This is a genomic window from Trueperella pyogenes (genome assembly GCF_001070855.1).
GTDB lineage: Bacteria > Actinomycetota > Actinomycetes > Actinomycetales > Actinomycetaceae > Pauljensenia > Pauljensenia pyogenes_A.
This window is the reverse complement of record NZ_JVLH01000003.1, coordinates 47,721-74,319: the sequence shown is the minus strand read 5'-3', so window position 1 is coordinate 74,319 and position 26,599 is coordinate 47,721. Positions and strand designations below refer to the sequence as shown.

The window sequence follows — 26,599 nt, the reverse complement described above, 5'->3', positions numbered from 1 at the left end:
TTTTTAGTTATCGTCTCGAAGGATGTATCCAACGCCTCGCTTGGTGTGAATGAGCTCGCCGCTGGCGCCTTCGACGGCCAGCTTGCGACGCAGGTAGGAAATATAAGATTCGACGATTGCGACCTCGCCATCCCAGTCGTATTCCCAGACGTGATCGAGGATCTGCATCTTGGAAACGACTCGTCCCTGGTTGATCATGAGGTAGCGCAGAAGCTTGAACTCGGTGGGGGACAGGTCGATCGGTACTCCAGCGCGAGTGACTTCGTGTGCGTCTTCGTCGATGACAAGGTCAGCGACGCGCAGCTTGCCATCGTCGCCGCTCTCGCCCAGCGTACGGCGCAGAACGGCACGAATACGTGCGACGACTTCCTCAAGGCCAAAAGGCTTCGTGACGTAATCGTCGCCGCCGACGGTGAGTCCCTGGATCTTGTCGCGCATATCATCGCGAGCTGTCAGGAAAAGGACGGGGATGGTGATACCTGCATCGCGCAGGCGACGAGTCACTGTGAAGCCGTCCATGTCGGGGAGCATGACATCCAGAACGATCAGGTCGGGGCGTTCTTCCTGAGCTTGGTGGTAAGCAGATGCTCCGTCTTCTGCCGTAATGACATCAAAGCCAGCAAATCGCAGAGATGAGGCCAGAAGATCGCGAATATTTGGTTCATCGTCAACGACAAGAAGTCGTGCTTCTCCAGTGTTTTCAAATTCCGTCATAGTCAACATTTTGAGTGAGATAGCTGAATGTATCCTGAATGCCTGCTGTGTGAAATTGTTTTTCTGAGAATCCGCATGAAAAAGGTATTGAAAGGGAGATAATGCAAGCATGACTCAATCCAGCTCGCAAAGTCTTTTTGAACCCCAAGGCGTGACCTTTAATCCGGTTAAACGCTCGCTTGCCGTGGTGCGGCGGCTGAACGTCAGTGTTTACTTTGTCATCGGTGTTGCTGCGGTATCGGTTGGCATGGTGATGGCACCAGATTTTCCACGAGAGTGGGGTTTTGGGATCATCGCTGGATTAAGTGCCGGATGGCTCTACATGATGTGGATTATCGGCCGGCAAGTACGTAATTTCGCATGGGCGCAAGGTGAGCATGATTTCCTCATTCGTCGAGGTGCTTTCTTCCGCTCGATGACAATCGTTCCTTACGGCCGCATTCAGTACGTTGATATTTCAGAAGGCCCCGTTTCTCGCTTCTTTGGTATTTCCACGGTGATCATTCATACGGCCTCGGTCTCTACTCGTGCCTTTGTTCAGGGGATCCCCTCTGAGGATGCTGCCCGTCTGCGCGACCAACTCGCCCAGCGTGGAAGCGCTGAGATGGCAGGGCTGTGAGCATGAGTTCTTCTCAACACGTGTATGCAGCGGACCAAGGGGTTGATCCCTCGCTGTGGCGCCGCGTCCACGTCATCACGCCTCTTCTGGAGATCTGGCAAATCCTGGTGGCAGGTTTTGCCTTTGCTACTTATCGCAATTTCAGTGAAATCCAGGAAATGCTGCGTTCTGAGTATCCTCTCCCTTTCCTTTCGGAGCGTTTCTTTTATTTGGTGGGGAGCGCACTGATTGTCATTGCCGTCCTGGTTGGTTTTGTTTTTCTCCAGTGGTGGTCCCTGGCCTTTGCAGTCACGGAAACTGCAGTGTGGTCACGCCGTGGGATTCTTAAGCGTCAGCAGCGCCATGCGCGCTTGGACCGTATTCAGGCCGTTGATATCTCCCAGCCGGTCCTTGCACGAATTCTTGGCTTGGGCAAGCTAGATGTCGAAGTTGCTGGTGGTTCCTCCTCCAACATCACCATCGGTTACCTCAAGGTCTCCGAACTTGAAGCTCTACGCGGAGAAATCCTCGCTCGTGCCGCAGGGCTGAGGGTAGAAGCACAAACTTCCCCCGAGGCCTCGGCAATGGGGACGATGCCTCAGTCGCCTTACACCCCCGCCCAGAGCGGGTACCCAGCTGCAACGGCGGATCCCTACGCTCCTGCTCAGCCCACGGCCTCGCAAACTCCCGGAAACTACAGCTACACCGGAGAGGTCTATGCGCCCTCTTCAATCCCGGTTGCACCTGAGCGTGAGCTCTATCAGGTCTCAATGGGACGCCTGCTCGGATCGCAGATGCTGTCTTTGGGCAATATCGTTGCCATTTTGCTTCTGATTGCATTCCTCGTCGCCGGAGGCATTGCCGCTGTACAAGAGGGCATTGTTGTCGCCATTGCATCATTGGGTGGTTTCCTTTCTGTGGCAATGTCGATTGTCGCTGCACAGTGGAATCGTTTTGCCTCTGAGGCTAACTTCCGCCTAGCGATTTCCCCAGATGGTATCCGCGTGCGACGCGGTTTACTCAGCACGCGCGCACAGACCATTCCGCCGAGGCGTATTCACGCGATTCAGGTTCAGCAGCCCTTCTTTTGGCGTTTTCTGGGTTGGTACCGCCTGAGCATTCTTCAAGCCGGTTACGGTGTGAAAGACACTGACTCGAACAAACAGCAGAGTTCTCACATCCTTATTCCCGTAGGTACACGCCGAGACGTTGAATTCGCACTGTGGATGGTTTTCAACGATCTGGGTGTCGATGATGTTCCTTCCTTTATTGAGGCTGCGCTCGCGGGAAAGGGAAGCGGGCAGGGCTTTGTGCAGATGTCGCCTCGAGCGCGCTGCTTGGACCCCTTCGCCTACCATCGCCGCGCTCGAGCAATCACGCGGACCACATTCGTTATCCGCGATGGTTGGTTGAATTGGAAGAGCCTCTGGGCACCTATTGCACGTCTGCAGTCGGTTCGGGTGCAATCGGGTCCTCTAGAACGCAAACTGGGTGTGGCAAGTCTGCACATGGATGTGGTTCCCGGTGTATTCAAGATGATTGCGGAGCATCAAGACGCCTCGCAGGCAGGTGCAGATATTTACACCTTGCTCATCGAAGGGCAGGCCAACCGTGCCAGCGAGCCTCCTGAGAAATGGATGCTGCGCGTAGAAAATGGGATGCACAGTTAATATCCAATGATGCAGCTGCGAAGATAGCGCCGAGCAAGGGGCGCGGATTCAGACGTGGCTTTGCGCTCAGGGCTATCCATCAGACACCACAGCAAAGGCGGAATATGCGCGGCGGTCGACTTGATATCGGCATTATCGGCATGGGACATGTTGGCCCTGTGATTGGCTCGGCCCTGCGAGCGGTTGGACACACGATTGTTGGGGTGAGTGCTTCTTCGGAGGAATCGCGCGAGCGCGCCGATGCTCTATTGCCGGGGATTCCCATTCTTTCGGTGGAAGAGATTGTCTCTCGTTGCCAAATGGTTGTTCTGACCGTTCCCGACGACCAGCTGGAAGGTTTGGTCAAGGGGCTGGCTGAATTAGGTGCCTGGCAGTCCTCGCAACTGGTTGTGCATACTTCGGGGGCGCACGGAATTGACATTCTGCGCCCCGCTTCGGGTATGGGGGCAATTCCCTTGGCAATTCATCCGGCAATGACCTTCACGGGGACCTCTGTTGACGTTCCACGTTTGGTGGGGACACCCTTTGCAGTGACTGCTCCAGCAATTGCCTTGCCCATTGCCCAAGCGCTAGTCGTTGAAATGGGTGGTGAGCCTTTTGAGATCGCGGAGGAAGATCGTGGGGTCTACCACGCTGCGTTGAATCACGGTGCAAATTTCCTTGCCACTGTAGTCGCGCAGTCTAAGCAGATCCTCTCCACCGTTGGAATTGAGGATCCGGGAACTTTCTTGCGTCCCCTGTGCGAGGCCGCACTAGATCGCGCGTTGCGAGCGGGAGACCGCGGGGTTTCTGGCCCCATCCCGCGGGGCGATGTCGGAACAATTCGCGAGCACCTGAGCGTTCTAGAAATCAAAGCCAAGGAAGAAAACTTGGCGGGGGAGGGCCAGTGGGCGCACCGCCTCGAGGACGCACGCTCAACCTACGCGGCAATGACTCTGCACACCGTTGACCTACTGGAATTTGAGGGACGAATCAGCTCTCAGGTGGCCTCGGAAATCCGCGCAGCCGTGCGCGAAATGGGTGAAAAGTGATCCGTTAGACCCCCACGAAATGGCGTTTCGGGGGCCTTTCGGGCGAGAATAAGTCATATGAACTCTACGCCTCAGTTGACGCATACCCGAGAAGAACTTGCGCAAGCACTATCCCAACTTGAGGGGACGCGCGCGCTGGTCATGACAATGGGAGCGCTCCACCGAGGGCACCTTGAGCTTGTCCGGCAGGCACAGGAGCTTGCCGATCATGTCATCGTCACAATCTTCGTGAACCCCACCCAGTTTGCTCCGGGCGAGGACTACGACGCCTACCCGCGCACATTGGATGCCGATATGGAGGCACTGTCAACGGTGGGCGCCGATCTTGTCTGGGCGCCTTCCGTCACTGATGCTTACCCAACTCCTGCAACCACCCGTATCGACGCTGGCCCGGTTGCTCACATTCTTGAAGGTGCAACCCGCCCGACGCATTTTGCCGGCGTTGCTTTGGTCGTCTCAAAGGCAATGAATCTGATCCGTCCTGATGTTGCGCTCTTTGGTCAAAAAGATGCCCAACAGCTGGCAGTTATTCGCACTTTTGTTCGTGACTTGGATATGCCCGTGCGCATTCAGGCCGTTGAGATTGTTCGCGATAGCGATGGTGTTGCGCTCTCTTCGCGTAATCAGTACCTCAGTGAGGAAGAACGCGTGCACGCGCGTTCCCTGTCGCGTGCGATTGACGAGGCCCGCGCTGCAGCGGCTTTGGGCGTTCCTCTTGAGGAGGTTTTGCGTGCTGCATCCTCCGTTCTCGAGGCCGAAGAGGGAGTCGTTCCCGATTACGTTGCGATCGTGGATGATGACGATTTCACCCTGCTTGCAGGGACGGGAAGCGCCGCAGAGCAGGTAGACAAGGAAAGCCGTGAGAAGGTGCTGGAAGCTGCGGCAACGCAGGGGAGCCTGCGCGCTCGAATTCTTCTTGCCGCGCGGGTCGGAGCGACTCGCTTGATCGATAACGCGGATGTCGTTATTTCTGTTGCCGGAGGCGCACGTCATGAGTGAAATGACTCGGACCATGGTGATTGGAAAGATTCACCGTGCACGAGTAACTGGAGCCGATTTGCATTATGTTGGCTCGATTACCATCGACGAAGACCTCTTGGATGCGGCCAATATTGTTCCCGGCCAAAAAGTAGATATCGCGGATGTGAACAACGGATCACGCCTATCGACGTACACGATCGCTGGTCAGCGCGGAAGTGGCGTCATTCAGCTCAATGGAGCAGCGGCGCATCTGGTGAACCTGGATGATTTGGTCATCATTATGGCCTATGCCCAGGTTCCCGAATCCCAGGTTCGCTCTGTAACGCCCAGCGTCGTTTTCGTTGATGCGCAGAATCGAATTATCGAAGAGGGGAGTGCTCTGGGACAGGTTCCTGAGTCTTCGCCCCACGCCCAAAGCTTGGGCTTGAAAAGTTCGGGTGTGTGAATTTCAATCCGCTTATACGCATGGGCGTGACTAATCGCTGACTTTCGCTACCATTGAAGTCATGACTGATTCGCCTGTTGACGATACCCCTGAACAAGTACAAATTCGCGCTGCCAAGCGTGCACGCCTCATGGAGGCAGGGATTCCCGCCTACCCTGTGAAGCTTCCTATCACCACGACCATTGCAAAGGTCCGTGAAAAGTACAGCCATCTGGAAGCCGGTGAAGAGACCGACGACATCGTTGCTCTCTCTGGCCGCGTGATTTTGGCGCGTAATGGTGGAAAGCTCTGCTTTGCAACCCTCATGGATGGTGCGGGCAATAAGATCCAGGTGATGCTCTCTGCCGCCTCGGTTGGTGTAGAGTCGCTGGCTCAGTATAAGAACGACGTTGACTTGGGTGACTTCCTCTATGTTCACGGTCGCGTGATTTCCTCCAAGCGCGGCGAGCTGTCGATCTTCGCCACCCCGGCTGAAGTGACTCCCGAGTCCCAAGCTGCTTACGACGCGGCCCCGACTGCACTTCCCGCTCCTGACGCCTCGTGGGCGATTGCCTCAAAGGCGTTGCGTCCTTTGCCGAAGACATGGACGACCGCCGAGGGTGAAGAAGTTACTCTTTCGGAAGATCAGCGAATCCGTCGCCGCGAGCTCGACCTGATCACCCGTCCTGCTGCGCGCAATATGATCCGTATCCGCGCTGCGGTGAACCGTTCCATTCGTGAGAACTTCTTCCGCCGTGATTACATTGAGCTCGAGACTCCGATGCTCCAAGTTATCCACGGTGGGGCTTCGGCACGTCCCTTCATCACGCATATGAATGCGCTGGATATGGACCTCTATCTGCGTATTGCTACCGAGATCTACCTCAAGCGCGCAGTCGTCGGTGGCGTGGATCGCGTCTTCGAGATGAACCGTAACTTCCGTAACGAAGGTATGGATTCCTCTCACAGCCCCGAATTCACCTCCCTGGAGGCCTACGAGGCCTATTCCGACTACAACGGAATGGCTGCTCTGACCCGAAACCTGATCCAGCAGGCTGCTCGCGATGCCTTTGATCTTGCCGAAGGCCAGGAAATCGTCACTCTTGCTGACGGTACCGAGTATGACCTTTCGGGCGATTGGGACCACATCGACCTGTATGGCTCGACTTCAGAGGCTTTGGGTGAAGAGATCACGGTGGATACGCCTCGTGAAAAGCTGCTCAAGTACGCCGACCAGATCGGTATTGAGGTTGATGATTACGCAGTGAACGGCAAGATCGTCGAGGATATCTTCGAAGAGCTCGTTGCCTCGAAGCTGTGGGCACCGACCTTCGTCTACGACTTCCCCGAGGATACTTCTCCGCTGACCCGTTACCACCGTTCGCGTCCGGGGCTGACTGAGAAGTGGGACCTGTATGTTCGTGGTTTTGAGACTGCAACGGCATACTCCGAGCTCGCTGATCCCGTCGTTCAGCGTCAGCGCTTCGAAGCGCAGGCTCTGGCAGCTGCCAATGGTGATCCCGAAGCCATGGTTTTGGATGAGGACTTCCTTATTGCTATGGAGCAGGGCTTCCCGCCCTGCGGTGGCATGGGCATGGGAATTGACCGCTTGCTGATGGTGCTGACCGGACAGGGAATCCGTGAAACGATCCCCTTCCCCTTGGTGAAGCGCTTGGGCTGAGTACGTAAATGCGGCCGGCTTTCGTCAATTGACGAGGCCGGCCGCCTTGTATGTAGAGAGTGCACCTAAGCGCTGGTGGGTACTATCTGAAAACGCGGCGATAAAGCGTCACGGGCGGCTTAGGCGTGGGCGCGGTGGCGCACCAAATCCAGGAGTTCACGCGCAGCGCCATCATCCAAAACAAGATCGGTGATGACACCGGCGTGGAGTGCTCCCAGTAAAGGTAGTGCCTTTGATGCGCCTGCCACCACGGCCAAGCGACGGGGGATTTTCTTCAGCGTTGCCGGGCTTGGCCCAGATGCGCGTTTGTTGAGATCCATGTCTGTCGATCCGTCTTCACGCAGAAGGACCGTGCAGACATCCCCAACAACGCCGTCTTCTTGAGCATGCGTAATTTCATCGGGATCCAAGAACCCTCCCGAATAGACGCGCGATGGAAGTCGGGCAGAAAGTGAGCCGATTCCAAAGAGCGCGACATTCGCCGAATCAATCGTCGCAAGTACCGAGGTAACCGAACGTTCACGCCACAGTGCTTCCTTTGTTTCTGCGAAGTCAAAGAAAGCAGGGACGGGGAAGTGAACCATCCGGGCACCCAAAGCAGTAGCTGCGCGAGAAATAATGGCATCCGCATAGGGGACACCCGATTCTGTCGCAGTTGCAGCGCCGTTGAGTTGCACCACCGTTGAACCAGGGAGATTCACTCGGGGAAGGCATCGAGTGACCTCCGAGGTCGTGTTACCCCATGCAATTCCAAGAGTGTCTCCGGGCTTGAGCATATCCACAAGGCGTTCAGCGGCTACTCGTGCAACATTGTGCAGCCGATTCACTTCCGTGTGAATGTCATGAACGGGAACGACTGATGTTCGAATTCCAAATATTTCGTTAATTTGGCCCGAGAGTGAACCGCGGTTTCCTGGGGTCGCAGCAACGGAGATGCGCACCAGACCGGAGTTTCGAGCGTAGGTCAGTAGGCGTGAAACAGACGAACGTGAAACACCGAGGTGGCGGGCGATGGTCTCCATCGTCTGCCCCTGCAGGTAATACATCGAGGCCGCTTCGTGGGCCTGTTCATCACGTATTGTCACATTTCCTAGTATGCCATCCATGAGCACGCACTTGTAGCTGTTTAGTCACCAATTTGCCTATAGGCGAAGTGGAGGCCAAATGATGTACTTGTCCACAGGTTGACCCAAATGCATGAACAAACGTTCATCCATTTGGGGTGGAGGGCAACAAATGAGATACTAAACGTGATCCACAACGCATCTTCGAATGAGGGTGGTCTGGTGGTACTTGCATGGCGGTGAAATCCCGCCAATGGCCCCGTCGCGAAGACGCGACGGAGAAAGTTAGGGAAATATGCTCGCAACAATTCTCCCAGCCGTTGACACGTCACTTCCGGTGACAACGGCACAGGTCTTCTGGTCTGAGTTCCTTGGAACTGCAGTACTTCTTCTCCTTGGTGGCGGCGTCGTTGCCACGCATCTGCTCCCCAAGTCCAAGGGCAAGGGTGGCGGTTGGCTCATGATCAACTTTGGATGGGGACTTGCAGTATTTGCAGGTGTTTATGTCGCTTTCCGTAGCGGTGGACACCTGAACCCCGCAGTCACCATTGCAAAGGTTGTCGCCTACCTCTTTGACCCCAGCAAGACTCTCAACGGCGTTCCGGCAGATAAGGCTGGAGCTGTTCTTGTCACCGGTTCGAATGTTGCCGTATACATCATTGCCCAGTTCCTCGGCGCGTTTGTCGGTGCTGTCCTGTGCTGGCTCACCTTCAAGAAGCACTTCGATGAGGATTGCGATCCTGCTCTGAAGCTCGGTGTCTTCTCTACCGGCCCCGAGATTCGCTCCTACGTTTGGAACTGCGTCACTGAGGCCATCGGCACTGCTGTCCTTATCCTCTGGGTCTTTGTCTCCGGATACACCGAAACTGCGATTGGCCCGCTCGGCGTTGCGCTCATCATCGTTGTCATCGGTAACTCCCTTGGTGGCCCCACCGGATACGCAATCAACCCCGCTCGTGACCTCGGCCCCCGTATCGCTCACGCAATTTTGCCGATCAAGGGCAAGGGTGGCTCCGACTGGGCATACTCCTGGGTTCCCGTCGTCGGCCCCATCGTTGGTGCGGTGTTGGGAACTGTCCTCTACTTCCTCGTCCTTGTCTGAGTAAACACAACGACGTGACACTACTTTCGAAAGGAAACTCATGACTACTAAAGAATTCGTCATGGCAATCGACCAGGGTACGACTTCGACCCGAGCAATCATCTTCAACCACTCCGGTGAGATTGTCTCTGTCGGGCAGAAGGAATTCACCCAGATCTTCCCGAATCCCGGTTGGGTTGAGCACAACCCGATCGAGATCTGGGATACCACGCGTCAGGTCGTCGCTGATGCACTGCAGAAGGCGGAAATTAACCGTCACCAACTGGCCGCCGTCGGCATCACCAACCAGCGTGAAACTACCGTCGTGTGGGATAAGAACACCGGTGAGCCCGTTTATAACGCGATTGTCTGGCAGGACATGCGTACCTCCGACATCGTCAAGGAACTTGAAGGTGACGAGGGCCCCGATCGCTTCCGTCAGATTTGTGGCCTTGGGCTGTCTCCCTACTTCTCAGGTTCGAAGATTAAGTGGATCCTCGACAACGTGGAGGGTGCACGCGAGCGCGCCGAGGCCGGCGATCTCTACTTCGGTAACACCGACTCTTGGGTTTTGTGGAACTTGACGGGCGGCGTAAACGGCGGCGTTCACTACACTGACGTCACCAACGCCTCGCGTACCATGCTCATGGATATTCGCACCCTTCAGTGGCGCGAAGATGTCTGCGAGATTTTCGGCATTCCCATGTCGATGTTGCCTGAGATCAAGTCCTCCTCCGAGATTTACGGTTACGGCCGTAAGAACGGTCTGCTCATCGATACGCCGATTTCGGGTATCCTTGGTGACCAGCAGGCTGCAACCTTCGGCCAGGCTTGCTTCGAAAAGGGTATGGCAAAGAACACCTACGGCACCGGCTGCTTCATGCTGATGAACACCGGCACTGAGCCCGTGTTCTCCAACAATGGTTTGCTCACGACGGTTGCCTACAAGATCGGTGATCAGGCTCCCGTTTACGCCTTGGAAGGATCTATCGCTGTTGCCGGCTCGCTGGTTCAGTGGCTGCGTGACAACCTGGGCATGATCGTGAAGTCCTCCGATATCGGTGAACTGGCACGTACGGTTGAAGACAACGGTGGCGTCTACTTCGTTCCCGCATTCTCCGGTCTTTTTGCACCGTACTGGCGTTCCGATGCGCGTGGCGCAATCGTCGGCTTGACGCGTTACGTCAACAAGGGTCACATTGCTCGCGCGGTTGAGGAATCCACCGCATTCCAGAGCGCAGAAGTCCTGGATGCAATGAATGCCGACTCGGGTGTTCCTCTCAAGGAGCTCAAGGTCGACGGCGGCATGACGCACGACGATCTGGTCATGCAGTTCCAGGCCGACCTGTGCGGTGTCGATGTTGTTCGCCCGAAGGTTATTGAGACCACCGCGCTGGGTGCTGCTTACGCTGCGGGTATGGCTGTTGGCTTCTGGTCGGGCACCGACGATGTCGTTGCCAACTGGCAGGAAGGCAAGCGCTGGACTCCTTCAATGGCTCCTGCAGAACGCGATCGTACCTACCGCCTGTGGAAGAAGGCCGTCACTCGTACTCTCGACTGGGTTGATGAGGACGTGAAGTAGTCTCAAGGTATTGAGACATAAGTGGCCGGGGCCGCATCTGCGGTCCCGGCCTCTTGCGTCTCAGGCGCCTCGCGATGAGGATTTCTCCTTAATTCACGCCTGCGTCGATGCCCAGAAGTATAGGATTGGACTATGAATCCCCCTGACGCAGAAGCGACATATCTCCTGATCGATGGCGAAAACATCGATGCCACACTTGGGCTTTCCGTTCTGGATCGCCGCCCAACTCCCGATGAACGTCCCCGCTGGGATCGAATTCGTGAAGCGACCGAGCAGCTCTGGCATCAGCAAGTGCGCGGCCTTTTCTACCTCAATGGAACCTCGGGTTACCTTCCGATGGGCTTTATTCAAGCGCTCCATGCGATGGGTTACCGCGCTCTTCCCCTAGCTGGTCCAGACGACATGAAGGTCGTTGATATCGGTATTCAGCGCACCCTTGAAGCCATTGCAGAGCAGGGCTCGGGCTCAGTTATTTTGGCTTCTCACGACGCTGATTTCCTGCCGCAAATTCAGGATCTGCTTGAAAACGGACACCGCGTCGGGATTATGTGTTTCAAGGAGTTCCTCTCCAGCCAGTTCCACGAACTGGAAGATTTGGGCCTTGAAATCATTGACCTTGAATACGATGCGCACGCATTCCAAGTACAGCTTCCACGTATTCACATCATCGATATCGACGACTTCGACCCCTTCGACTATCTCTGACATACAAAAATGTGGGCCCTGGATCAGGGCCCACATTTTTAAGCTGTCAATCAGTGCTGCTGCTTCAGTGCTGCAAGACGAGCTTCGATTTCAGCCTGAGAAGAATCGGTCTCCAGCTCTGCGAATTGTGAGTCTAGCGAGGAGGTTGCAACCTCAGTCTTGCCCTGGGCCATTGCCTCGGCTCGACGAACCTTGTCCTCGAAGCGAGAGAGCTCGGAGGTGGGGTCAAGGACATTGATCGAGGCAACTGCATCCGAAACCTGTGCCTGTGCCTCGGCGGCCTTCTGGCGTGCAACCAGCTGATCGCGCTTGGTCTTGAGCTCGCTGAGCTTCTCCTTCATCTGGACCAGCCCGTTCTTGAGCTTGTCGACGACCTCGCGCTGAGAAGCGATCAGCGGCTCAGCGTTCTTTGCTTCGCCTTCGAACTGGATCTGCTTGCCGATGGCGACGCGAGCCAGATCGTCCCACTTCTGTGCGCCGGCCTGGTCGCCGGCTGCGCGCATTTCCTCTGCCTTTGCCGAGGCCGCGGCTGCCTTACGTCCCCAATCTGCAGCTACAGTGACGTCCTCATCGTGGTCCTTCTCGGCCAAACGGAGGTTACCGACGGTCTGTGCGACTGCGGTCTCTGCTTCTGCGATTGAGTTCGTGTAGTCGCGAATCAGCTGATCAAGCATCTTCTGAGGGTCCTCGGCGCGGTCGAGGAGCGCGTTGATGTTTGCCTTTGCGAGCTGAGAAATACGTCCAAGAATGGTTTGCTTTTCCGCCATTGTTTCCTCCTTGATGGGACGGGAAAAATTATGATTGAACTATATCCTATTTCAGAACGATCCGGTGTGACCTGATCCGTTGGAACCGCCGAAGCCGCCCCCGCCGAAGCCACCTCCGCTGAAGCCACCTCCGCCGAAGTTGCCTCCGCTGGAACCACCCCAACTGGAGCCGCCCCCACCCCAATCGTGTCGACGTGAACTTCCTCCATTGAGCATTCCATTGAGAACGGACCATACAAGCATGCTGCCCATTCCGATCCCGTTGACGATTGCGTCACCCGTTGTGGAGCGTTGCGGAGCATTCAGGGGAGCATTGATTGCGGCCTGCGCGTAGGTGATTGCGTTTCGTGCTTGGCCGGCAGCAGTCTCGTCATTGCCTTGGTCGTGATAGGAATGCGCACTCTGAAGTGAGGACTGTGCAAAGGAAAGATTTGAGCGTGCGTCGAAACCAACCAGCGTGCCGTGGCTTGTCACGTGTTGACTTGCGCGTGCGACATCGGAATCAGCCTGAGCTAAAAGTGCGTCAATTCCGGACTCAGCACGTTGGCTGCGCTCTTCTGCGCTACGTAAGGGAGCCAAGGCCTCGTCAAGGGCGGCTTCCGCAATGCGCAGGGATTCAAGCGCGACTAAAGGATCACCCTTCCCGTTCTGCGCGGCATTACCGGCGTTAATTGCTTCCTGAGCGGAGGCAACCAGCTGCTGGAATGCGATCGGATCCGCGTGAAGGCGAGTCACATCGGAAATATCCGAGGTGATTGAGCCGATTGCAGCGGTCAAAAGTTCCGAAGAACGCGAAAGTTGGTCGGGGGCTTGAGTGATGGCTTCCAGCTGATGGCGTGCCAGTGCTAAAGCGCGACGCGCAATTTCGAGGATCTGGAGCGCATTCTGGCCGTTGCTTTCGTTTGCTAGAGCCTCATTAGCGCTGCTTTCAGCCTGATCCAAGAGCGCTCGGGCCTGGTCGGGACGTCCCTTGAGGGAGGCGACGGCCTCGGGAGAATAGGCGAGCTGAAGAGTCTGAAGGTCCATCTCCGCCTGAGTAACTTGAGCACGAGTCTGCGCAATCATCTCGAGCAACTCACGGGCCTGCTGGCCGACATTTGCAACCTGGTTACGGCGCTGAGTGAAAGCGTTCTTCTCCGCGACCAATTGGTTCATTGCAACGTTGAGTTTCCCGACAAACTCTTGGAATTCGTAGGGAGAGTGCGGGTTGCTTCCATCCTCGTTCTCACGCTGCATGGTGAAACCCTTATTAACCAGTGCTCGCGCCGTTTCAAGCGCCGCAGAGTAGGACTTGACGGACTCGGGGCCGAATTGAGCCCGGGCGAATTGGATTTCGTCGTCACTTGAACGAACGATGTCATCTGCGTCCAGCAGGAGGCGTGCGAGATCCAATGTCTGCTGAACATGCTCCTGAGCCTGATTACGCACGACATTTTTGTGTGTCTTGCGTTGAGAGCGCATAACAATAAATAGAAATACGAGGATGATAACGGGAAGCAGAAGGAAGGGAGCCATTGCGCCGATGGCCATGGCCAGTGAGATCGAGTTGCGTGTGGAGCTGTGAGAAGTCGTCGCGGCGGACTTGCTTGCCGCCGGCGAGGCCGTGATGGATTTAGTTGTTACTCCCACTTCCAGTTCGGTAACGAAAAGCTCGAGGCCAGTAGCTAAAGTTGATTCATCCAGAGGATCTGCCTTGCTCAGTACGTCCTTTAATCCCGAGAAAGCGGTAACAACCGCCGTGTCAGTGATCCCTTTTTCGTTTGAATTGCCGCAGGTGGCCGTCTTGCGTTCTTGCGTTGCAATTACTAAGACCAGTGAAGAACTGGATAGGCCCGATTGGGTACCGACCGTATTGCACCATTCCAGAGGGGCTGTTCCTGAAAAATCTGGGACCACAACGATGTAGGTATCCAAACCTTTTCTTTGAAGGGCACGCAGTTCGGTATTAATGGATTGGACTGAGTTTTCAGACAGGAACGAGGCCGTATCCGTCAAGTTTGTTGTTACGGTCACCGGTGAATCGGCGCGCGCAATTCCGGCCGGTAGACACGTCGCGATAAGCGCCGTAGCAAGCGCGGCGAAAAAAGCCACACAACGAGAGCGGAAAGCATGGTAAAACATAGCCACTAGTTTACGGCTAAGAAGCGTTTGATTGACGTGCCATCTATGATGGAGGATACGTCCTTAGCCGACGACACAGGAAGGAGTGCACAGGATGCCCACTGGTAAGGTGAAGTTTTTTGATGCTGAGCGCGGTTTTGGCTTCATTATGGGAGAAGACGGTGGTCAGGTTTTCCTGCACTCTTCCGCGCTGCCTGAAGGAGTGACGCCTCGTCCCGGAACCCGTGTTGAATACGGAGTTGCCGATGGGCGCAAGGGGCCGCAGGCGCTGTCGGTTCGTATTATTTCCACGCCGCACTCCGTGGCGCGTGCCCAACGACGTAAGCCCGAAACTATGGTGCCCGTCGTCGAAGACTTAATTAAACTGCTCGATGCCTCTTCTGAATCTTTGCGCCGCGGACACTACCCGGAAAATGCAGCAAAGATCGCGAAGGTCATGCGGGCCGTTGCAGAGGATTTTGATGCCTGAAAAAACTGCGTCCGCGCGTGGGCGAATGGATCAGCAGCTCGCCCAAGCGGTGGATTTTGCGCGTGAAAACGCGGTCGAAGTTGGGGGAGAAGCCTCGGTAGGGGAGCATCTTTCTTTCGAAATGAATGCCGAGCGCCTTGGTACTCACTACTTCGCCTGTAACGATGCCGGTTATGTCGGCTGGCGTTGGTCGGTCATTTTGACGCGCGTTCCGCGCTCGCGGAAGATCACGGTGTGTGAAGTTGATTTGGTACCCGGTTCCGGTGCACTTTTGGCACCCGAGTGGCTCCCGTGGGAGGAGCGCCTGCAGCCGGGTGATGTGAGCCGTGAGGATGTTCTGCCGTACCGTGACGATGATGATCGCCTGATTTCGGGGCTTGAGGACACCGGTGAAGATCCGGATTTGCCAACGGATCGCGAGTTGGGATTGGGACGCGTTCGCGTTCTTTCTGATAAAGGTCACGACGATGCTGCAAAGCGCTGGTACGCCTCGGATCGTGGACCGAAGCGTGGTCGTCGCCCCAAGCAGACCTGTTCGACCTGTGGCTTCCTCATGAAGATGTCCGGTTCGATGCGTCTGGTCTTTGGTGTCTGTGCAAATGAATGGGCACAAGATGATGGCTGTGTCGTGAGTTTGGATCACACCTGCGGTGCACACTCTGAAACTGATGTGCCGAACAATGGAACGGATTGGCCGGTTCGCCCCTCGCGTATCAACGATTTCCTTGTTGAATCTGAGCGAATCGGGTCCTGAGAACGAAACTGGTTCTAAACAAGAACTATAAGCAGGTCGATCCGGGAAATCAAAGTGCATCTCGCTGGATGATAAGCGCTTCACTTTGAGCGTTTTTTCAGCGATTATTTGGGGAGTGAGCACACAAGAGAAAGCGCCATCGAGCGCAAAGCCACTGAATTCCATTGACACTTTCTTCCACATCACTGAACGTGGATCCACAATTGGTCGCGAAATCCGAGGTGGCGTGGTCACCTTCTTCGCAATGGCCTACATCCTTGTTGTTAACCCCTCGATTCTTTCGGCCGCTCTGCCTCAAGACGGCTCCATCACTCCCGCAGGAATTGCTGCAGGCACCGCACTTGTCGCGGGCATCATGACCATCCTCATGGGTGTCGTTGCGAACTACCCGCTGGCGCTGGCCGCAGGTCTTGGCCTCAACGCAATCGTTGCCTTCACCTTGGTCCTTGGTTCAGGACTAACCTTCCAAGAGGCCATGGGCCTGATCTTCTGGGAGGGTATCCTCATTACCCTTCTCGTTCTGACAGGATTCCGAGACGCGGTCTTCCGCGCAGTTCCGTACCAGATCAAGACCGCTATCTCTGTAGGTATCGGTCTTTTTATTACCCTGGTTGGCCTGATTAACGCGGGTATCATTCGTGCAGGCGCAACCCCGGTTCAGCTTGGTATTAATGGCTCCCTGCAGGGATGGCCAACCTTGGTCTTCGTTGTCGGCCTTGGTCTGACCATCATCTTGTACGTGCGCAAGGTCAAGGGCGCAATGCTCATCGGCCTTATCACTTCCACGGTTTTGGCAGCGATCCTCCAGCTCTTCGTTCACCTTCCCGTACGTAGTGAGAACTCTCCTACCGGTTGGGGACAGACCGTTCCAGCACTGAGCGGCTCTCCGATTTCGATCCCCAGCTTTAACTCGCTCTTCCAGATCGATTTCTTCGGCGCCTTCGGAAAGCTCGGCGTCGTTTCGGTTCTTCTGCTGATTTTCTCGCTGATGCTTGCAGACTTCTTTGACACCATGGGAACGATGGTTGCTGTCGGTGCCGAGGGTGGTCTTCTGGACGAGGGCGGAAACCCGCCTCACTCCAGCCGTATTCTGCTCATAGACTCCTTGGCCGCTGCTGCAGGTGGTCTGGGCGGTGTCTCTTCGAACACCTCCTACATTGAGTCGACCGCCGGTGTTGGCGAGGGTGCGCGTACTGGTTTGGCCTCGGTTGTCACCGGTGTCCTCTTCCTGCTGTCCACCTTCCTTTCGCCCCTGGTTCAGCTTGTCCCGACAGAGGCCGCCTCGACCGCACTGGTCTTCGTTGGCTTCCTCATGATGGCTCAGGTTCTTGAGGTTGATTGGAAGGATCCGGAGTATGCAATCCCCGGCTTCTTGACCATCGCCTTCATGCCTTTCGCCTACTCGATCTCGGTGGGTATCGGTGTTGGCTTCATTGCCTACACAGTCATTCAGATCACTCTGGGCAAGGCTCGTAAGATTCACCCGCTGATGTGGCTGACCTCGATCCTCTTCGTGGTCTACTTCCTTTTGGGTCCGATTCGGGCTGCTTTGGGAGCCTGATCCGTTATTCGCCTTTTGTGGGGGCCGGCATGTGTCGGCCCCCACACCTGTATTTGGGCGTATCCTGCAAAAGCAGTCTTGAGCGGTGTGGGGGCTTTTGTGTCACGAACTTTTCAGTCATTTGAGTACCGGAGTTTCCGGCATTGGTTTGTCGCCAATGTGCTGGCTGCTTCTGCCCAGTGGATGCAGCGCGTCGCTCAGGACTGGCTTGTTTTGACCGTATTGACGCAGAATTCCTCTTTCCAAATCGGTGTCGTCACAGCTCTTCAATTTCTCCCCATTCTTCTTTTGAGTCCCTATGCGGGCGTCGTGGTTGACCGTCTTGATCGCAAAGGAATCATCCAGGTCACCCAGACATCTTTCGGTGTTTTCGGCCTGCTCTTGGGAATTATGGTTTTTACGGGGCATGCGCATCTGTGGCTGGTGTATGCCTTAGCCTTTGGCGGGGGAGTTGCCGCAGCTTTTGATTCTCCTGCGCGCCAGGCTTTTGTTTCCGAGCTTGTTCCCGCTTCATCGATCACGAACGCTGTGGCGCTCAACTCTGTTGCTTTTAATTTTGCCCGTCTGGTAGGCCCCGCAATTTCGGGCCTGATGATTGATTGGGTGGGCGAGGCCTGGGTCTTCTTTGTGAACTCGGGAATGTTCCTGATTGCCGCGATGTTCACGACATCAATTCGCCATAAGGATTTAGTGCCTCGTCGGCCGGTTCCTCGGAAGAAAGGGCAGCTGCGTGAGGGGCTTGTGTATTTACGAGGCCGTCCCGATCTTATTTTGATCATTGTTGTAGTTGGTTTTGCTTCGGCTTTGGCCTTAAATCAGCAGCTTACGACGGCTGTCATGGCGACAACGGTATTCCATAGGGGAGCGGGCCAGTACGGTATGTTGAGTGCACTGATTGCGGTCGGATCGTTTTCTGGGGCACTTTTTGCTGCGCGGCGGAAGCTTCCGCGCCTTCGTTTGGTCGTTGGCTCAACTATTGCATTGGGCGTTGTATCAACGATTCTGGCATTTACTCCCACCTATGAAACCTATGGGATCATGTGCATTCCGACGGGTTTTGCCATGATCACCATGCTCACTTCTGCAAATGCGGCGGTTCAAACCACGACTGCAGAAGACGTACGTGGACGGGTTTTGGCTCTGTACGGCATGGTCGTCATGGGGTCGACACCTATCGGCGCTCCCTTTGTCGGGTGGATTGGTCAAGTGATTGATGCCCGTGCGTCAATTTGGGTGGGTTCTGTTTCAACCGTGCTTGTGACGATTATTGCCGCAGCGGTGTGTATGAAACGGTGGGATATCCATTTACATGTTCGCGCGGGTGCGCACCCCATTGAAATTGAGAACCCGAATGCTCATTACGATCCCCTTATGGGGAATTAGAAACATCGGCTTATCTCAATTGATGCTGAACTTGTTCACCTGACTCCCCGTGACGCGCGGTTTTCGTAGCTAATGAACACCATGGCGCGGAAATATGTACTCTGAGGTCAGAAACTACCTATGGAGGAATCGTGAGCGATCTGATCGATACCACCGAAATGTATCTCAAGACGATTTTTGAGCTTGAAGAAGACGGTGTTACGCCTCTTCGCGCTCGAATTGTTGAGCGATTGGGGCACTCTGGCCCCACGGTTTCGCAAACTATTGGGCGAATGGAACGTGATGGCCTCGTGCATGTCATGGGGGACCGGCGGTTGGAACTGACGGCTCTGGGGCGTGAGCGCGCCATTGAAGTTGTTCGCAAGCATCGCCTTGCTGAGCGTCTTTTGACTGATGTCATCGGTTTGGATTGGGCCCACACCCATGAGGAAGCGTGTCGCTGGGAGCACGTCATGTCGGACCAGGTTGAACAGCGTCTTGGGGAAATTCTTCATAACCCGACGACCGATCCCTATGGAAACCCAATTCCTGGGACGGATGGAGTGTCAGACGGCATTTCGATGGAACTGGCATTGCGAATGGGGGAGTCCACCTCTGGAACGGTGACCCGAATCGGTGAACCCATCCAAGCAGAGACGGAATTGCTGGATGCCTTTGCTCGTTGCGGAGTGCGTCCGGGGGCTCGGATTAACTTCGAGGCTGACCCTCGTGAGGTCGTTATTGAGGTAACTCACACCAATGATGGGAAGGAATCAGTGCCCGGTCAGGCCGTTCAACTGCCCTTGACGCTTGCTCCACACCTTTTCATCACGCTTAATTAAGTTCCCTGACCAGCAATTCTGAAAGTAAGCTGCAAAACCTTAAGAAAACCTGTAATATGTTCGTCATCGTTTCGTTACATTGGCGTGACATTTTAGGGGCGGTAGGATAAACTCATACGTGGCCGCACTGGCCGACCGTTCTTCGTTAACCGAGGTTGAACCGCGAAGAAATAGGTAAGACGAAGGTTCAACGCGGGGAAACCACTTACGACCCTTGGGTCTTGGGGTGAAGCTTGGGAAACCAAGCCGGGCTCTCCCGCCCGAACCCGACAGCTCACCTCGCAGGTCAAAGAGGAGATTACTTGTGACAACTGGTAAGCCCGCGCCGCGGCACCGCAAGGCACGCCGCCCGATGGCCCCTGTTTTCGACTTGGCTGACACGCTCACCGCGTTCAAGACACCGCTTCGCGGCACCGCTGCTGCGTCGGCCGCTGGACTCGCTCTGACCGCTGTCGTCGGTGGTACTGCAACCGCAGCCCCCACCGTCCACGATGCCGCAGTCGATACTTCAAACAACACCGCGACCGTTCTGCCTACGACGGTTTCGGTCCCGGATATCGCCTGGTCTGCTAGTGACGAAGTTTCCGCTTCGGCTGAAGCTCCGGCTCCTGTTGCAACGACGAATACTACTTCGCGTGATTACACTCGTACGGATCTGAGCGATTCGGCGACTTCGTCTGCAGCGCTGAACCCTTCAGGTAACGACATTGTGTCGATCGCTCTGTCGCTCACCGGCATTCCTTACGTCTACGGTGGCTCTACCCCCGCGGGCTTCGACTGCTCTGGCTTCACCCAGTACGTTTACGCTCGTGCAGGTATCTCCATTCCGCGTACCTCTGGTGCGCAGGGCGCAGCGGGTACTTTCGTCTCCGCTTCTGAAGCGCGTCCCGGTGACCTCGTGTGGCACGCCTACGGTCACGTGGGCATCTACGCAGGCAACGGAATGGTCGTCGAGGCTACCACCCCCGGTTCTGTGACTAAGGTCCAGCCGCTGTGGGGTAACTACAGCTTCGTGCGCTACTGAGTTTTTGTGTGATAGGGAAGGGGTCGCTGCGGCGGCCCCTTTTCTATATCCGCCCGCGCTCCGTGATATTCACTTCTTCGCTGTGGAATCGCAGAAGTGCTGACATTTCGCGTGAGAATAGGGCAAAATAGTGGTGACGTAATCACGAGGAGGTAGTCATGGGGACATCAGAAGTGATTTTGGTCGGTGTGGATGGCTCAAAGGAGAGCTTCGCAGCAGTCAAGTGGGCCGCAGAGCGTTCAAAGGTTCGTTCATGCAGACTTCACATTATTTGTACATATGCCGTTGCGTCGTATGCTGCGGCAACCCTAGACGGCGGATATGCGGTCCTCGACGATGCGGCTCTTAAAGAAGGAGCATCGCAGATCGTTAAGCAAGGCGTTGACCTGGCAAAGGAAATTGGCGCTCCTGACGTTCACGGCCTCGTCGAAGCTGGTGATCCCGCGGGAATTCTTATCGATATGTCTCGCGAAGTCGACTTGATTGTCGTTGGCTCGCGCGGTGGTGGCGGTTTCGCCGACCGCCTCCTGGGAACTGTGTCTTCCGCACTTCCTGCTCATGCTCATTGCCCGGTCGTTATTGTGCCCCGTCACACCTCGGGTAAGGCTTTCACTCCCATTGAGCGAATTGTCGTTGGCTCTGATGGGTCCGAAGGTGCGACCTCGGCGCTCAAGCGTGCGGTTGACGAGGCCGAGCTGTGGGATGCTCGCCTGACCGCAGTTGCCGCAGTCCCAATGACAACGGGTACGACGATGATGGCTTGGTTGCCAGCCAATATCGATCGCGACAAGCTCCTCAAGGATGTCAAGGAGGGTCTTGATAGCGCTGTTGATGCAGCCTTGGATGGGCGCCAGCGCAAGGTTGCTCGTCATGCTTTGGACGGGTCCCCCTCATCGTTGCTCATTGAGTTCTCGACAGCCGTCGATTTGGTTGTCGTTGGTACCCGAGGCCGCGGTGGCTTCGCCGGCATCTTATTGGGTTCGACTTCGCAGACAGTGATCGCGCACTCAACCTGCCCGGTGATGGTGGTTCCATCTGCCCACCACGATGTGTCACCTGATCCTTCGCAGGAGTGGAGCAGGCGCTGACAATGCGTTTTTAAATAGCGGCGACATCTTCGGGTGTCGCCGCTTGCGTATATGCATTGTTTTTCGAGAGTCTGAGAAACGAAGAGGTGGGTGATACCCTATGGGGGTGCGCCCTCGTAGCTCAGGGGATAGAGCACCGCTCTCCTAAAGCGGGTGTCGGACGTTCGAATCGTCTCGGGGGCACTGAAGTGCAAAACGGCTTGGTCTCAGGCCGTTTTGTATTATTCTATTCGGAGAGGACTCCCCAGATTTGCGCGGTTGCACCATCGGGGTAGTGAAGAAATAACGCAAAGCAGCATGGGGGAGAAGTGAACAGGGTGCTTGGGCGCTTGCTGAGCCATCCTCTCACGCGCAATTCCGCTTTCATGCACCTGTGGGCCGGCCAGACCGCAGCCGAGTTTGGTTTCCAAGTAGCCACTCTTGCAACCTCGGCAATCGCTATCTCAATATTGCATGCCACGGAGTCTGAAATCGGTGTTCTCACCGGCTTGCAAACACTCGCATTTCTTCTGATTGGTCTTCCCGCGGGTGCGTGGGTTGATCGGTGGCGTAAACGCCGGGTCATGATTGTTTCTGACCTTGCGCGGGTTTTTGCGCTCATTTCGATTCCGATCGCATATGAGTGGTTTACGCTGACACTCACGCACCTGATGATCGTTGCTGCGCTCTTGGGACTTGCGACAGTCTTCTTTGATGTTGCGTATCAGTCCTATGTTCCAGCAATTGCCTCCACGCGGTACATCGCGGCTGCGAATGGCCGACTCGAGGCCTCGTACCAGGTCGGCGCAGCGGGTGGACCTGGTTTAGGCGGCTGGCTTCTGGGTGTCCTTGCGCCCCCTCTGGCCTACGTTTTCACCGCAGTAACTTACGTGTTCTCGACGGTGGCGATTTGGCGGATTAGAACACCTGAGCCTAAACCAGCACGCCCTAGTGCCTCTTTGCTTGCACAAATCCGCGAGGGGTTGAGTTTCGTTCGACATGAGCCTCTGCTTTTCCCCCTATTCTCCTGCATCTCCTTTGCTGCTTTTACGGGTTCAGGGCTGCGCGTTCTCTTGCCGATTTTGGTGCTTCGAACGCTGGGCATGAATGCGACGCAATTGGGGGTCCTTCTGAGCGCGGGAGCACTTGGTGGCATTCTTGGGGCGATGACTCGTTCCCTGTGGCTTGGGCGCCTGGGAATCGGTCGTTGCATTGTGATCACTTACGTCATTGGAGTCTCGATCCTTGTCTTGCAGCCGGCGGCACTTCATGTGCCCGAGATCGCGGGCTGGGTAATTGCTGGTGCGGGAGTCGTGTATTCGTATTTCATCACCATCTACAACGTGACGCAGATGAGTTTGCGGCAGGAGATCTGCCCCAAGTGGATGCTTGGACGCATGAATGCGACCTTCCGTTTCGCGGTGTGGGGAGTGATGCCCCTGGGGTCAGTCGCTGCTGGTCTTCTTGCGTCTGTTGTGGGTGTCGAAGCGGCAATGTATATCTTCGTTGTTCTGTCAGTGCTTGCTGGTGTCGCGTTGGCTTTCACTCCTGCAGCCCGGATTAAAGATTCTCATATGGCTTTGGATCCGAGTCAAAACTGAATATTGTCTGAGATGTGAGACATCTCGAGTGTCGCAATTATGTGATCTATCAGCCTTCTTTCGCGTGTATTTATTCAGCTTTTGAGGCTTTTCTCAATTCTTGCTGAAATTCATCTGCATATTTTCAGTGCTAGCATTTGAGAGTCTGAATATTATTAACCTTGCTGAAGAGGTGTATCGCGTTATGGAGTCAGGTATGAAGCGCGCTTTACGAGTTCCGTCATGGCTTGCAACAGGGGCAGCGTGCGCCTTGGTGGGTGTGAGCGCCTTGGCAGGAGTCGTGGCGGCTGACCAATCTGCACAGGCCGCTCAAATTGATGCCGTGACTGGAGCGAAGATTACTAATACGTCGACGCCAGCAGGTCCGAACTATGTCTATGACAATTTCAAGCTCGAGCTGACTTTTGATACTACCGGCAAGGCAGTTGCTGAGAACGATACTCTTAATATTCAGCTTCCCAGTGAGCTGCGAACTCGCAGTGCTTCTTTCGATGTAACCGACACGGAATCAGGTGGCGTTGCGCTGCGCTGCACTGTTCCTGCAGCTGAAGGTCCAGAAGTGACCTGTGTTTTCACCGACTTTATGGCAACGCATGTTAATGCCAGGGGAAATATTGTCCTTGTTGCAGATTCGGTGAAAGAAACAACAAGTGAAGTGCTTCATGCGACGATTAATCACTCAGTTGATATTCCGATGCACCTTGATCATGGGGCAATTGTCAAGAACACAAGAGGTTTCGCCCCGGAGACCCCGTATAAGTACGGGTGGCAGCTTCACAACGGGCACCCCGAGCGCTTCACCTGGGAGGTCTACATTCCTGAGCGCAGTATTGGTGAAAACACCATCGTCATTAATGACACTTTTGATTCCTCATATGGTGGCTACCGTCTTTTCAATGATGAGAGCAGTAAGAATGCGTGGCAGCGCACCCACCTTCTGAAGTGGAACTCGCTGGAGGACTTTAAAGCGGATCCCAGTCATGAACGTCCTGCAGAGACTGTTTCGGTAGGGGGTGCAATTAATGGGGGAATCTTCCAGATGACAGATACCGAGAATGGTTTCCGTGTTTCGTTCCCGAATACTCATGGCGATGCGTACTACCTGCTTAAGTACTACACAGTTCTGAATGTTCCAGCTAACGCGAAAGTCGGCAGCACTTTTACAAATACAGCGGTTGTAAGTGGGCAGAAGGCTGAGAACACTATTGCCATCAAGACTGCCGGTTGGGGAGATCTGGACGCAGATCAAAAGACCACACCAACTCCTGAGCCAACTCCGTCTACAACGACGCCTGAACCTACCCCGTCTACAACGACGCCTGAACCTACCCCGTCGACGACTACACCTGAGCCCACGCCGTCGACGACTACACCTGAGCCCACGCCGTCGACGACTACACCCGAGCCTACGCCGTCGACTACCGAGCCTGAGCCTGTACCCTCATCATCGACTCCGGAACCGCAGCCGACAGCCTCGACGACGACCCCGGCCCCGGCCTCGTCAACAAGCGCAAGTTTGCCCCCTCAAAAGGCTCTTGCCCGTACGGGAAGTGATGCTGCGCTGATCGGACTTTCGGTGCTGTTGCTTGGAATTTCGGGCGCCTCGCTCATCGCCCGTCGGGCACAATAAGTGATCGGTGATCGTGAACGTGGCTGGTGCGTAATTTTGCACCAGCCACGTTTTCTATAAGAATCTGAAATTGTCGTATGGCCTTCATCTGCGCAGGGGAATTGTGGATGAATAGAGTTCGTCTCTTGCGTTATAAATTCGGGATTTTCCGTGCAATATCTGAAAAATGCGGAAAGTGTGAAAAATAACTGATTTTATCCTGTATGTTGATGTGGTAGCATTCGAGGGATCTCAATACAGTTCGACGTTCTCAACGAAAGATAACTTGAAATGAACTCTGAAGTGACAAGCGCCCGCCCGCTGTCTTCTTGGGGAGCAACAGCACTTGCCTGTGCGCTGGTCGGTGCTGGAGCTGCTGCTGGTGTAATAACCTCGAATGGCGTCGCACAGGCTGCGGATGTCAATGTGGTTACCGATGCATCGATCAAGAACACCACGCATCCAAATGGTCCCAACAATGTCTTCGACTCTTTCAACGCCGTTTTCTCCTTCGATACGACCGGTAAGACTGTAGCCGAAAATGACACGCTTACCATCAAGCTTCCCAAGGAATTGAGGACTCGTCAGGCATCTTTCGATGTGACTGATGCTCAGACCGGTGGCGTAGCACTTCGGTGCTCGGTGCCTTCTGGCGAAGGACCTGAACTCACCTGTGTTTTCACCGACTACATGAAGACGCATGAAAATGCGAAGGGCCAGATTCACCTGGTTGGTGATACAGCCGCCGAATCTTCAAGTGAAAATTTGAGCTTCACTGTGAATCACACGGTGACGCTTCCTGTTCCCATGCCCAATGGAAAGATTGTTCCGAAGTCTAATGCTCATGCGCCTGCCAAGGCCTATAAGGATGGTTGGCAGCTTCACAACGGGCATGATGAGCGCTTTACGTGGGAGGTCTACATCCCTGAGCGTCAAAACCATGCAAGCACCATCAGCGTGACCGATACTTTTGATCCCGCCAACGGTGGCTACCGTCTTTTCAATGATCCGAATGGTGCATGGCAGCGTACGCGTCTTCTGAAGTGGAATTCGCTGGAAGACTTCCAGAACGACCCGAAGCGTGAGAATTTTGCTGAAAAGGTCGACGTTGGAGGCTCGATCAATGGTGGCACTTTCACCATGACGGAGACTGCTAACGGTTTTGTCGCATCTTTCCCGAACTCGGGTGGCGATGCCTACTACCTGCTCAAGTACTACACAGAACTCAAGGTTCCGGCCAGTGCAAGCGTTGGTAGCTCTTTCAAGAACACTGCTGTCGTCAATGACCAGGTTGCCGAGAAGAGCATCGTCATTAACACCGCCGGTTGGGGCGATGTCGATGCAGATAAGAAGAAGACGCCGACCCCGACTCCGTCTACTACGACGCCTGAGCCTACCCCGTCGACGACTACCCCGGAGCCGACACCTTCAACGACAACTCCTGAACCTACTCCATCGACGACTACTCCCGAGCCTGAGCCGACCCCGTCTACTACGACGCCCGAGCCCGAGCCCACTCCGTCAACGACTACGCCCGAGCCCGAGCCGACCCCGTCTACTACGACGCCCGAGCCTGAGCCCACTCCGTCCACCACGAGTCCCGAGCCTGAACCCAGCGTTTCAACATCCAGCGCAGCACCAAAGGTTTTGGCTCACACGGGTGCAAGTACAGCGGTTGTTCTTATCGCTGGCGTCTTAGCTGGCACACTGGGCGCAATGATTTCGCGTCGACGCGCGCAGTAACTTAATCTCTCGCTAGTTTGATTGGCCGGTGTCTCCGTGTGGGGGCATCGGCCAATCGCTATGTGGGGGGCTCCATGTTGTGATTGGGGAGTGAAGTGCGGGACTTCTGCGTCCATTCATCTTCACGCGGGAAACGCGGGCAGCAGCG

The 26,599-nt window shown here is 55.3% G+C and carries 23 protein-coding genes, 1 tRNA gene and 1 riboswitch; of the genes, 20 read left to right on the top strand and 4 right to left on the bottom strand.

Annotated elements, in window-relative coordinates; all coding sequences use genetic code 11:
• Positions 1 to 3: 3 nt before the first annotated feature.
• Positions 4 to 723 carry a response regulator transcription factor gene (locus ADG72_RS00395; protein ID WP_009408650.1) on the bottom strand — a complete coding sequence of 240 codons (720 nt, stop codon included), beginning with the start codon at positions 721 to 723 and terminating at the stop codon, positions 4 to 6.
• A 100-nt stretch (positions 724 to 823) separates the two neighbouring features.
• Here ADG72_RS00395 and ADG72_RS00390 point away from each other — a divergent pair, with 100 nt between their 5' ends.
• From ADG72_RS00390 to ADG72_RS00365, 6 genes are all read left to right on the top strand, one after another.
• Complete coding sequence (locus ADG72_RS00390; protein WP_009408651.1) at positions 824 to 1,333, top strand: PH domain-containing protein; 510 nt, start codon at positions 824 to 826, stop codon at positions 1,331 to 1,333.
• A gap of 2 nt (positions 1,334 to 1,335) precedes the next feature.
• Positions 1,336 to 2,982, top strand: coding sequence for a PH domain-containing protein (locus tag ADG72_RS00385; RefSeq protein ID WP_048711352.1), 1,647 nt, complete (start codon positions 1,336 to 1,338; stop codon positions 2,980 to 2,982).
• Entirely contained in the window at positions 2,946 to 4,013 is a 1,068-nt protein-coding gene (locus ADG72_RS00380) for a Rossmann-like and DUF2520 domain-containing protein (protein WP_396334644.1), read from the top strand. Before ADG72_RS00385 ends, ADG72_RS00380 begins: the two co-directional genes overlap by 37 nt.
• A gap of 57 nt (positions 4,014 to 4,070) precedes the next feature.
• Positions 4,071 to 5,012 carry a pantoate--beta-alanine ligase gene (panC, locus tag ADG72_RS00375; RefSeq protein WP_048711348.1) on the top strand — a complete coding sequence of 314 codons (942 nt, stop codon included), beginning with the start codon at positions 4,071 to 4,073 and terminating at the stop codon, positions 5,010 to 5,012.
• Complete coding sequence (panD, locus tag ADG72_RS00370; protein ID WP_019126985.1) at positions 5,005 to 5,439, top strand: aspartate 1-decarboxylase; 435 nt, start codon at positions 5,005 to 5,007, stop codon at positions 5,437 to 5,439. Before panC ends, panD begins: the two co-directional genes overlap by 8 nt.
• Before the next feature lie 61 nt (positions 5,440 to 5,500).
• Positions 5,501 to 7,099: a lysine--tRNA ligase gene (locus tag ADG72_RS00365; RefSeq protein WP_048711347.1), complete on the top strand. Its 1,599-nt coding sequence runs from the start codon at positions 5,501 to 5,503 to the stop codon at positions 7,097 to 7,099.
• 119 nt (positions 7,100 to 7,218) lie between these two features.
• Here the strand turns inward: ADG72_RS00365 and ADG72_RS00360 are convergent, their stop codons facing one another.
• Entirely contained in the window at positions 7,219 to 8,145 is a 927-nt protein-coding gene (locus ADG72_RS00360; RefSeq protein WP_048711500.1) for a sugar-binding transcriptional regulator, read from the bottom strand.
• Between the two features lie 313 nt (positions 8,146 to 8,458).
• On the opposite strand from ADG72_RS00360, the gene ADG72_RS00355 reads away from it, so the two are divergent.
• The 3 genes from ADG72_RS00355 (at position 8,459) to ADG72_RS00345 (ending at position 11,531) form a co-directional block, all read left to right on the top strand.
• A complete protein-coding gene (locus tag ADG72_RS00355; protein WP_048711345.1) occupies positions 8,459 to 9,265 on the top strand; it encodes an MIP/aquaporin family protein in 807 nt (268 codons plus the stop codon).
• 40 nt (positions 9,266 to 9,305) lie between these two features.
• Positions 9,306 to 10,826, top strand: a complete 1,521-nt coding sequence (gene glpK, locus ADG72_RS00350) for a glycerol kinase GlpK (protein ID WP_009408660.1) — start codon at positions 9,306 to 9,308, stop codon at positions 10,824 to 10,826.
• 132 nt (positions 10,827 to 10,958) lie between these two features.
• On the top strand, positions 10,959 to 11,531 hold the full coding sequence (locus tag ADG72_RS00345; RefSeq protein WP_048711342.1) for an NYN domain-containing protein: 573 nt from the start codon (positions 10,959 to 10,961) through the stop codon (positions 11,529 to 11,531).
• Between the two features lie 50 nt (positions 11,532 to 11,581).
• Here the strand turns inward: ADG72_RS00345 and ADG72_RS00340 are convergent, their stop codons facing one another.
• Both ADG72_RS00340 and ADG72_RS00335 read right to left on the bottom strand, forming a co-directional pair.
• Entirely contained in the window at positions 11,582 to 12,298 is a 717-nt protein-coding gene (locus ADG72_RS00340; RefSeq protein WP_048711341.1) for a PspA/IM30 family protein, read from the bottom strand.
• A gap of 51 nt (positions 12,299 to 12,349) precedes the next feature.
• Positions 12,350 to 14,389 (bottom strand): TPM domain-containing protein, encoded by a 2,040-nt coding sequence (locus tag ADG72_RS00335; RefSeq protein WP_048711498.1) that lies wholly within the window; start codon positions 14,387 to 14,389, stop codon positions 12,350 to 12,352.
• A 124-nt stretch (positions 14,390 to 14,513) separates the two neighbouring features.
• On the opposite strand from ADG72_RS00335, the gene ADG72_RS00330 reads away from it, so the two are divergent.
• The 11 genes from ADG72_RS00330 to ADG72_RS00280 all read left to right on the top strand — a co-directional run bounded on the left by ADG72_RS00330 (position 14,514) and on the right by ADG72_RS00280 (position 26,451).
• Positions 14,514 to 14,888: a cold-shock protein gene (locus tag ADG72_RS00330; RefSeq protein WP_034251511.1), complete on the top strand. Its 375-nt coding sequence runs from the start codon at positions 14,514 to 14,516 to the stop codon at positions 14,886 to 14,888.
• Entirely contained in the window at positions 14,881 to 15,642 is a 762-nt protein-coding gene (locus ADG72_RS00325) for a DUF3027 domain-containing protein (protein WP_048711338.1), read from the top strand. Before ADG72_RS00330 ends, ADG72_RS00325 begins: the two co-directional genes overlap by 8 nt.
• A gap of 115 nt (positions 15,643 to 15,757) precedes the next feature.
• Positions 15,758 to 17,203, top strand: a complete 1,446-nt coding sequence (locus ADG72_RS00320) for an NCS2 family permease (RefSeq protein ID WP_048711336.1) — start codon at positions 15,758 to 15,760, stop codon at positions 17,201 to 17,203.
• Positions 17,204 to 17,302: 99 nt separating this feature from the next.
• The gene (locus tag ADG72_RS00315; protein WP_048711496.1) at positions 17,303 to 18,586 is read left to right on the top strand and encodes an MFS transporter; all 1,284 of its coding nucleotides are present in this window, start codon (positions 17,303 to 17,305) and stop codon (positions 18,584 to 18,586) included.
• Positions 18,587 to 18,717: 131 nt separating this feature from the next.
• Entirely contained in the window at positions 18,718 to 19,407 is a 690-nt protein-coding gene (locus ADG72_RS00310) for a metal-dependent transcriptional regulator (protein ID WP_048711334.1), read from the top strand.
• Positions 19,408 to 19,575: 168 nt separating this feature from the next.
• Positions 19,576 to 19,708, top strand: a riboswitch (cyclic di-AMP (ydaO/yuaA leader).
• A gap of 3 nt (positions 19,709 to 19,711) precedes the next feature.
• Positions 19,712 to 20,431 (top strand): C40 family peptidase, encoded by a 720-nt coding sequence (locus tag ADG72_RS00305; RefSeq protein ID WP_065427136.1) that lies wholly within the window; start codon positions 19,712 to 19,714, stop codon positions 20,429 to 20,431.
• A gap of 158 nt (positions 20,432 to 20,589) precedes the next feature.
• Positions 20,590 to 21,519: a universal stress protein gene (locus tag ADG72_RS00300; RefSeq protein ID WP_048711332.1), complete on the top strand. Its 930-nt coding sequence runs from the start codon at positions 20,590 to 20,592 to the stop codon at positions 21,517 to 21,519.
• A 110-nt stretch (positions 21,520 to 21,629) separates the two neighbouring features.
• A tRNA-Arg gene (locus ADG72_RS00295) sits at positions 21,630 to 21,702 on the top strand.
• 146 nt (positions 21,703 to 21,848) lie between these two features.
• The gene (locus tag ADG72_RS00290; RefSeq protein ID WP_414717742.1) at positions 21,849 to 23,099 is read left to right on the top strand and encodes an MFS transporter; all 1,251 of its coding nucleotides are present in this window, start codon (positions 21,849 to 21,851) and stop codon (positions 23,097 to 23,099) included.
• Positions 23,100 to 23,295: 196 nt separating this feature from the next.
• Positions 23,296 to 24,729 (top strand): Ig-like domain-containing protein, encoded by a 1,434-nt coding sequence (locus ADG72_RS00285; RefSeq protein WP_080978611.1) that lies wholly within the window; start codon positions 23,296 to 23,298, stop codon positions 24,727 to 24,729.
• Between the two features lie 270 nt (positions 24,730 to 24,999).
• On the top strand, positions 25,000 to 26,451 hold the full coding sequence (locus ADG72_RS00280) for an Ig-like domain-containing protein (RefSeq protein ID WP_048711331.1): 1,452 nt from the start codon (positions 25,000 to 25,002) through the stop codon (positions 26,449 to 26,451).
• Positions 26,452 to 26,599: the final 148 nt, after the last annotated feature.

Bases quoted from the DNA above. Each gene is read 5' to 3' on its own strand.
- ADG72_RS00395 (WP_009408650.1), bottom strand. From the start codon at position 723: ATGTTGACTATGACGGAATTTGAAAACACTGGAGAAGCACGACTTCTT.
- ADG72_RS00390 (WP_009408651.1), top strand. From the start codon at position 824: ATGACTCAATCCAGCTCGCAAAGTCTTTTTGAACCCCAAGGCGTGACC.
- ADG72_RS00385 (WP_048711352.1), top strand. From the start codon at position 1,336: ATGAGTTCTTCTCAACACGTGTATGCAGCGGACCAAGGGGTTGATCCC.
- ADG72_RS00380 (WP_396334644.1), top strand. From the start codon at position 2,946: ATGGATGCTGCGCGTAGAAAATGGGATGCACAGTTAATATCCAATGAT.
- panC (WP_048711348.1), top strand. From the start codon at position 4,071: ATGAACTCTACGCCTCAGTTGACGCATACCCGAGAAGAACTTGCGCAA.
- panD (WP_019126985.1), top strand. From the start codon at position 5,005: ATGAGTGAAATGACTCGGACCATGGTGATTGGAAAGATTCACCGTGCA.
- ADG72_RS00365 (WP_048711347.1), top strand. From the start codon at position 5,501: ATGACTGATTCGCCTGTTGACGATACCCCTGAACAAGTACAAATTCGC.
- ADG72_RS00360 (WP_048711500.1), bottom strand. From the start codon at position 8,145: ATGTATTACCTGCAGGGGCAGACGATGGAGACCATCGCCCGCCACCTC.
- ADG72_RS00355 (WP_048711345.1), top strand. From the start codon at position 8,459: ATGCTCGCAACAATTCTCCCAGCCGTTGACACGTCACTTCCGGTGACA.
- glpK (WP_009408660.1), top strand. From the start codon at position 9,306: ATGACTACTAAAGAATTCGTCATGGCAATCGACCAGGGTACGACTTCG.
- ADG72_RS00345 (WP_048711342.1), top strand. From the start codon at position 10,959: ATGAATCCCCCTGACGCAGAAGCGACATATCTCCTGATCGATGGCGAA.
- ADG72_RS00340 (WP_048711341.1), bottom strand. From the start codon at position 12,298: ATGGCGGAAAAGCAAACCATTCTTGGACGTATTTCTCAGCTCGCAAAG.
- ADG72_RS00330 (WP_034251511.1), top strand. From the start codon at position 14,514: ATGCCCACTGGTAAGGTGAAGTTTTTTGATGCTGAGCGCGGTTTTGGC.
- ADG72_RS00325 (WP_048711338.1), top strand. From the start codon at position 14,881: ATGCCTGAAAAAACTGCGTCCGCGCGTGGGCGAATGGATCAGCAGCTC.
- ADG72_RS00300 (WP_048711332.1), top strand. From the start codon at position 20,590: ATGGGGACATCAGAAGTGATTTTGGTCGGTGTGGATGGCTCAAAGGAG.
- ADG72_RS00285 (WP_080978611.1), top strand. From the start codon at position 23,296: ATGAAGCGCGCTTTACGAGTTCCGTCATGGCTTGCAACAGGGGCAGCG.
- ADG72_RS00280 (WP_048711331.1), top strand. From the start codon at position 25,000: ATGAACTCTGAAGTGACAAGCGCCCGCCCGCTGTCTTCTTGGGGAGCA.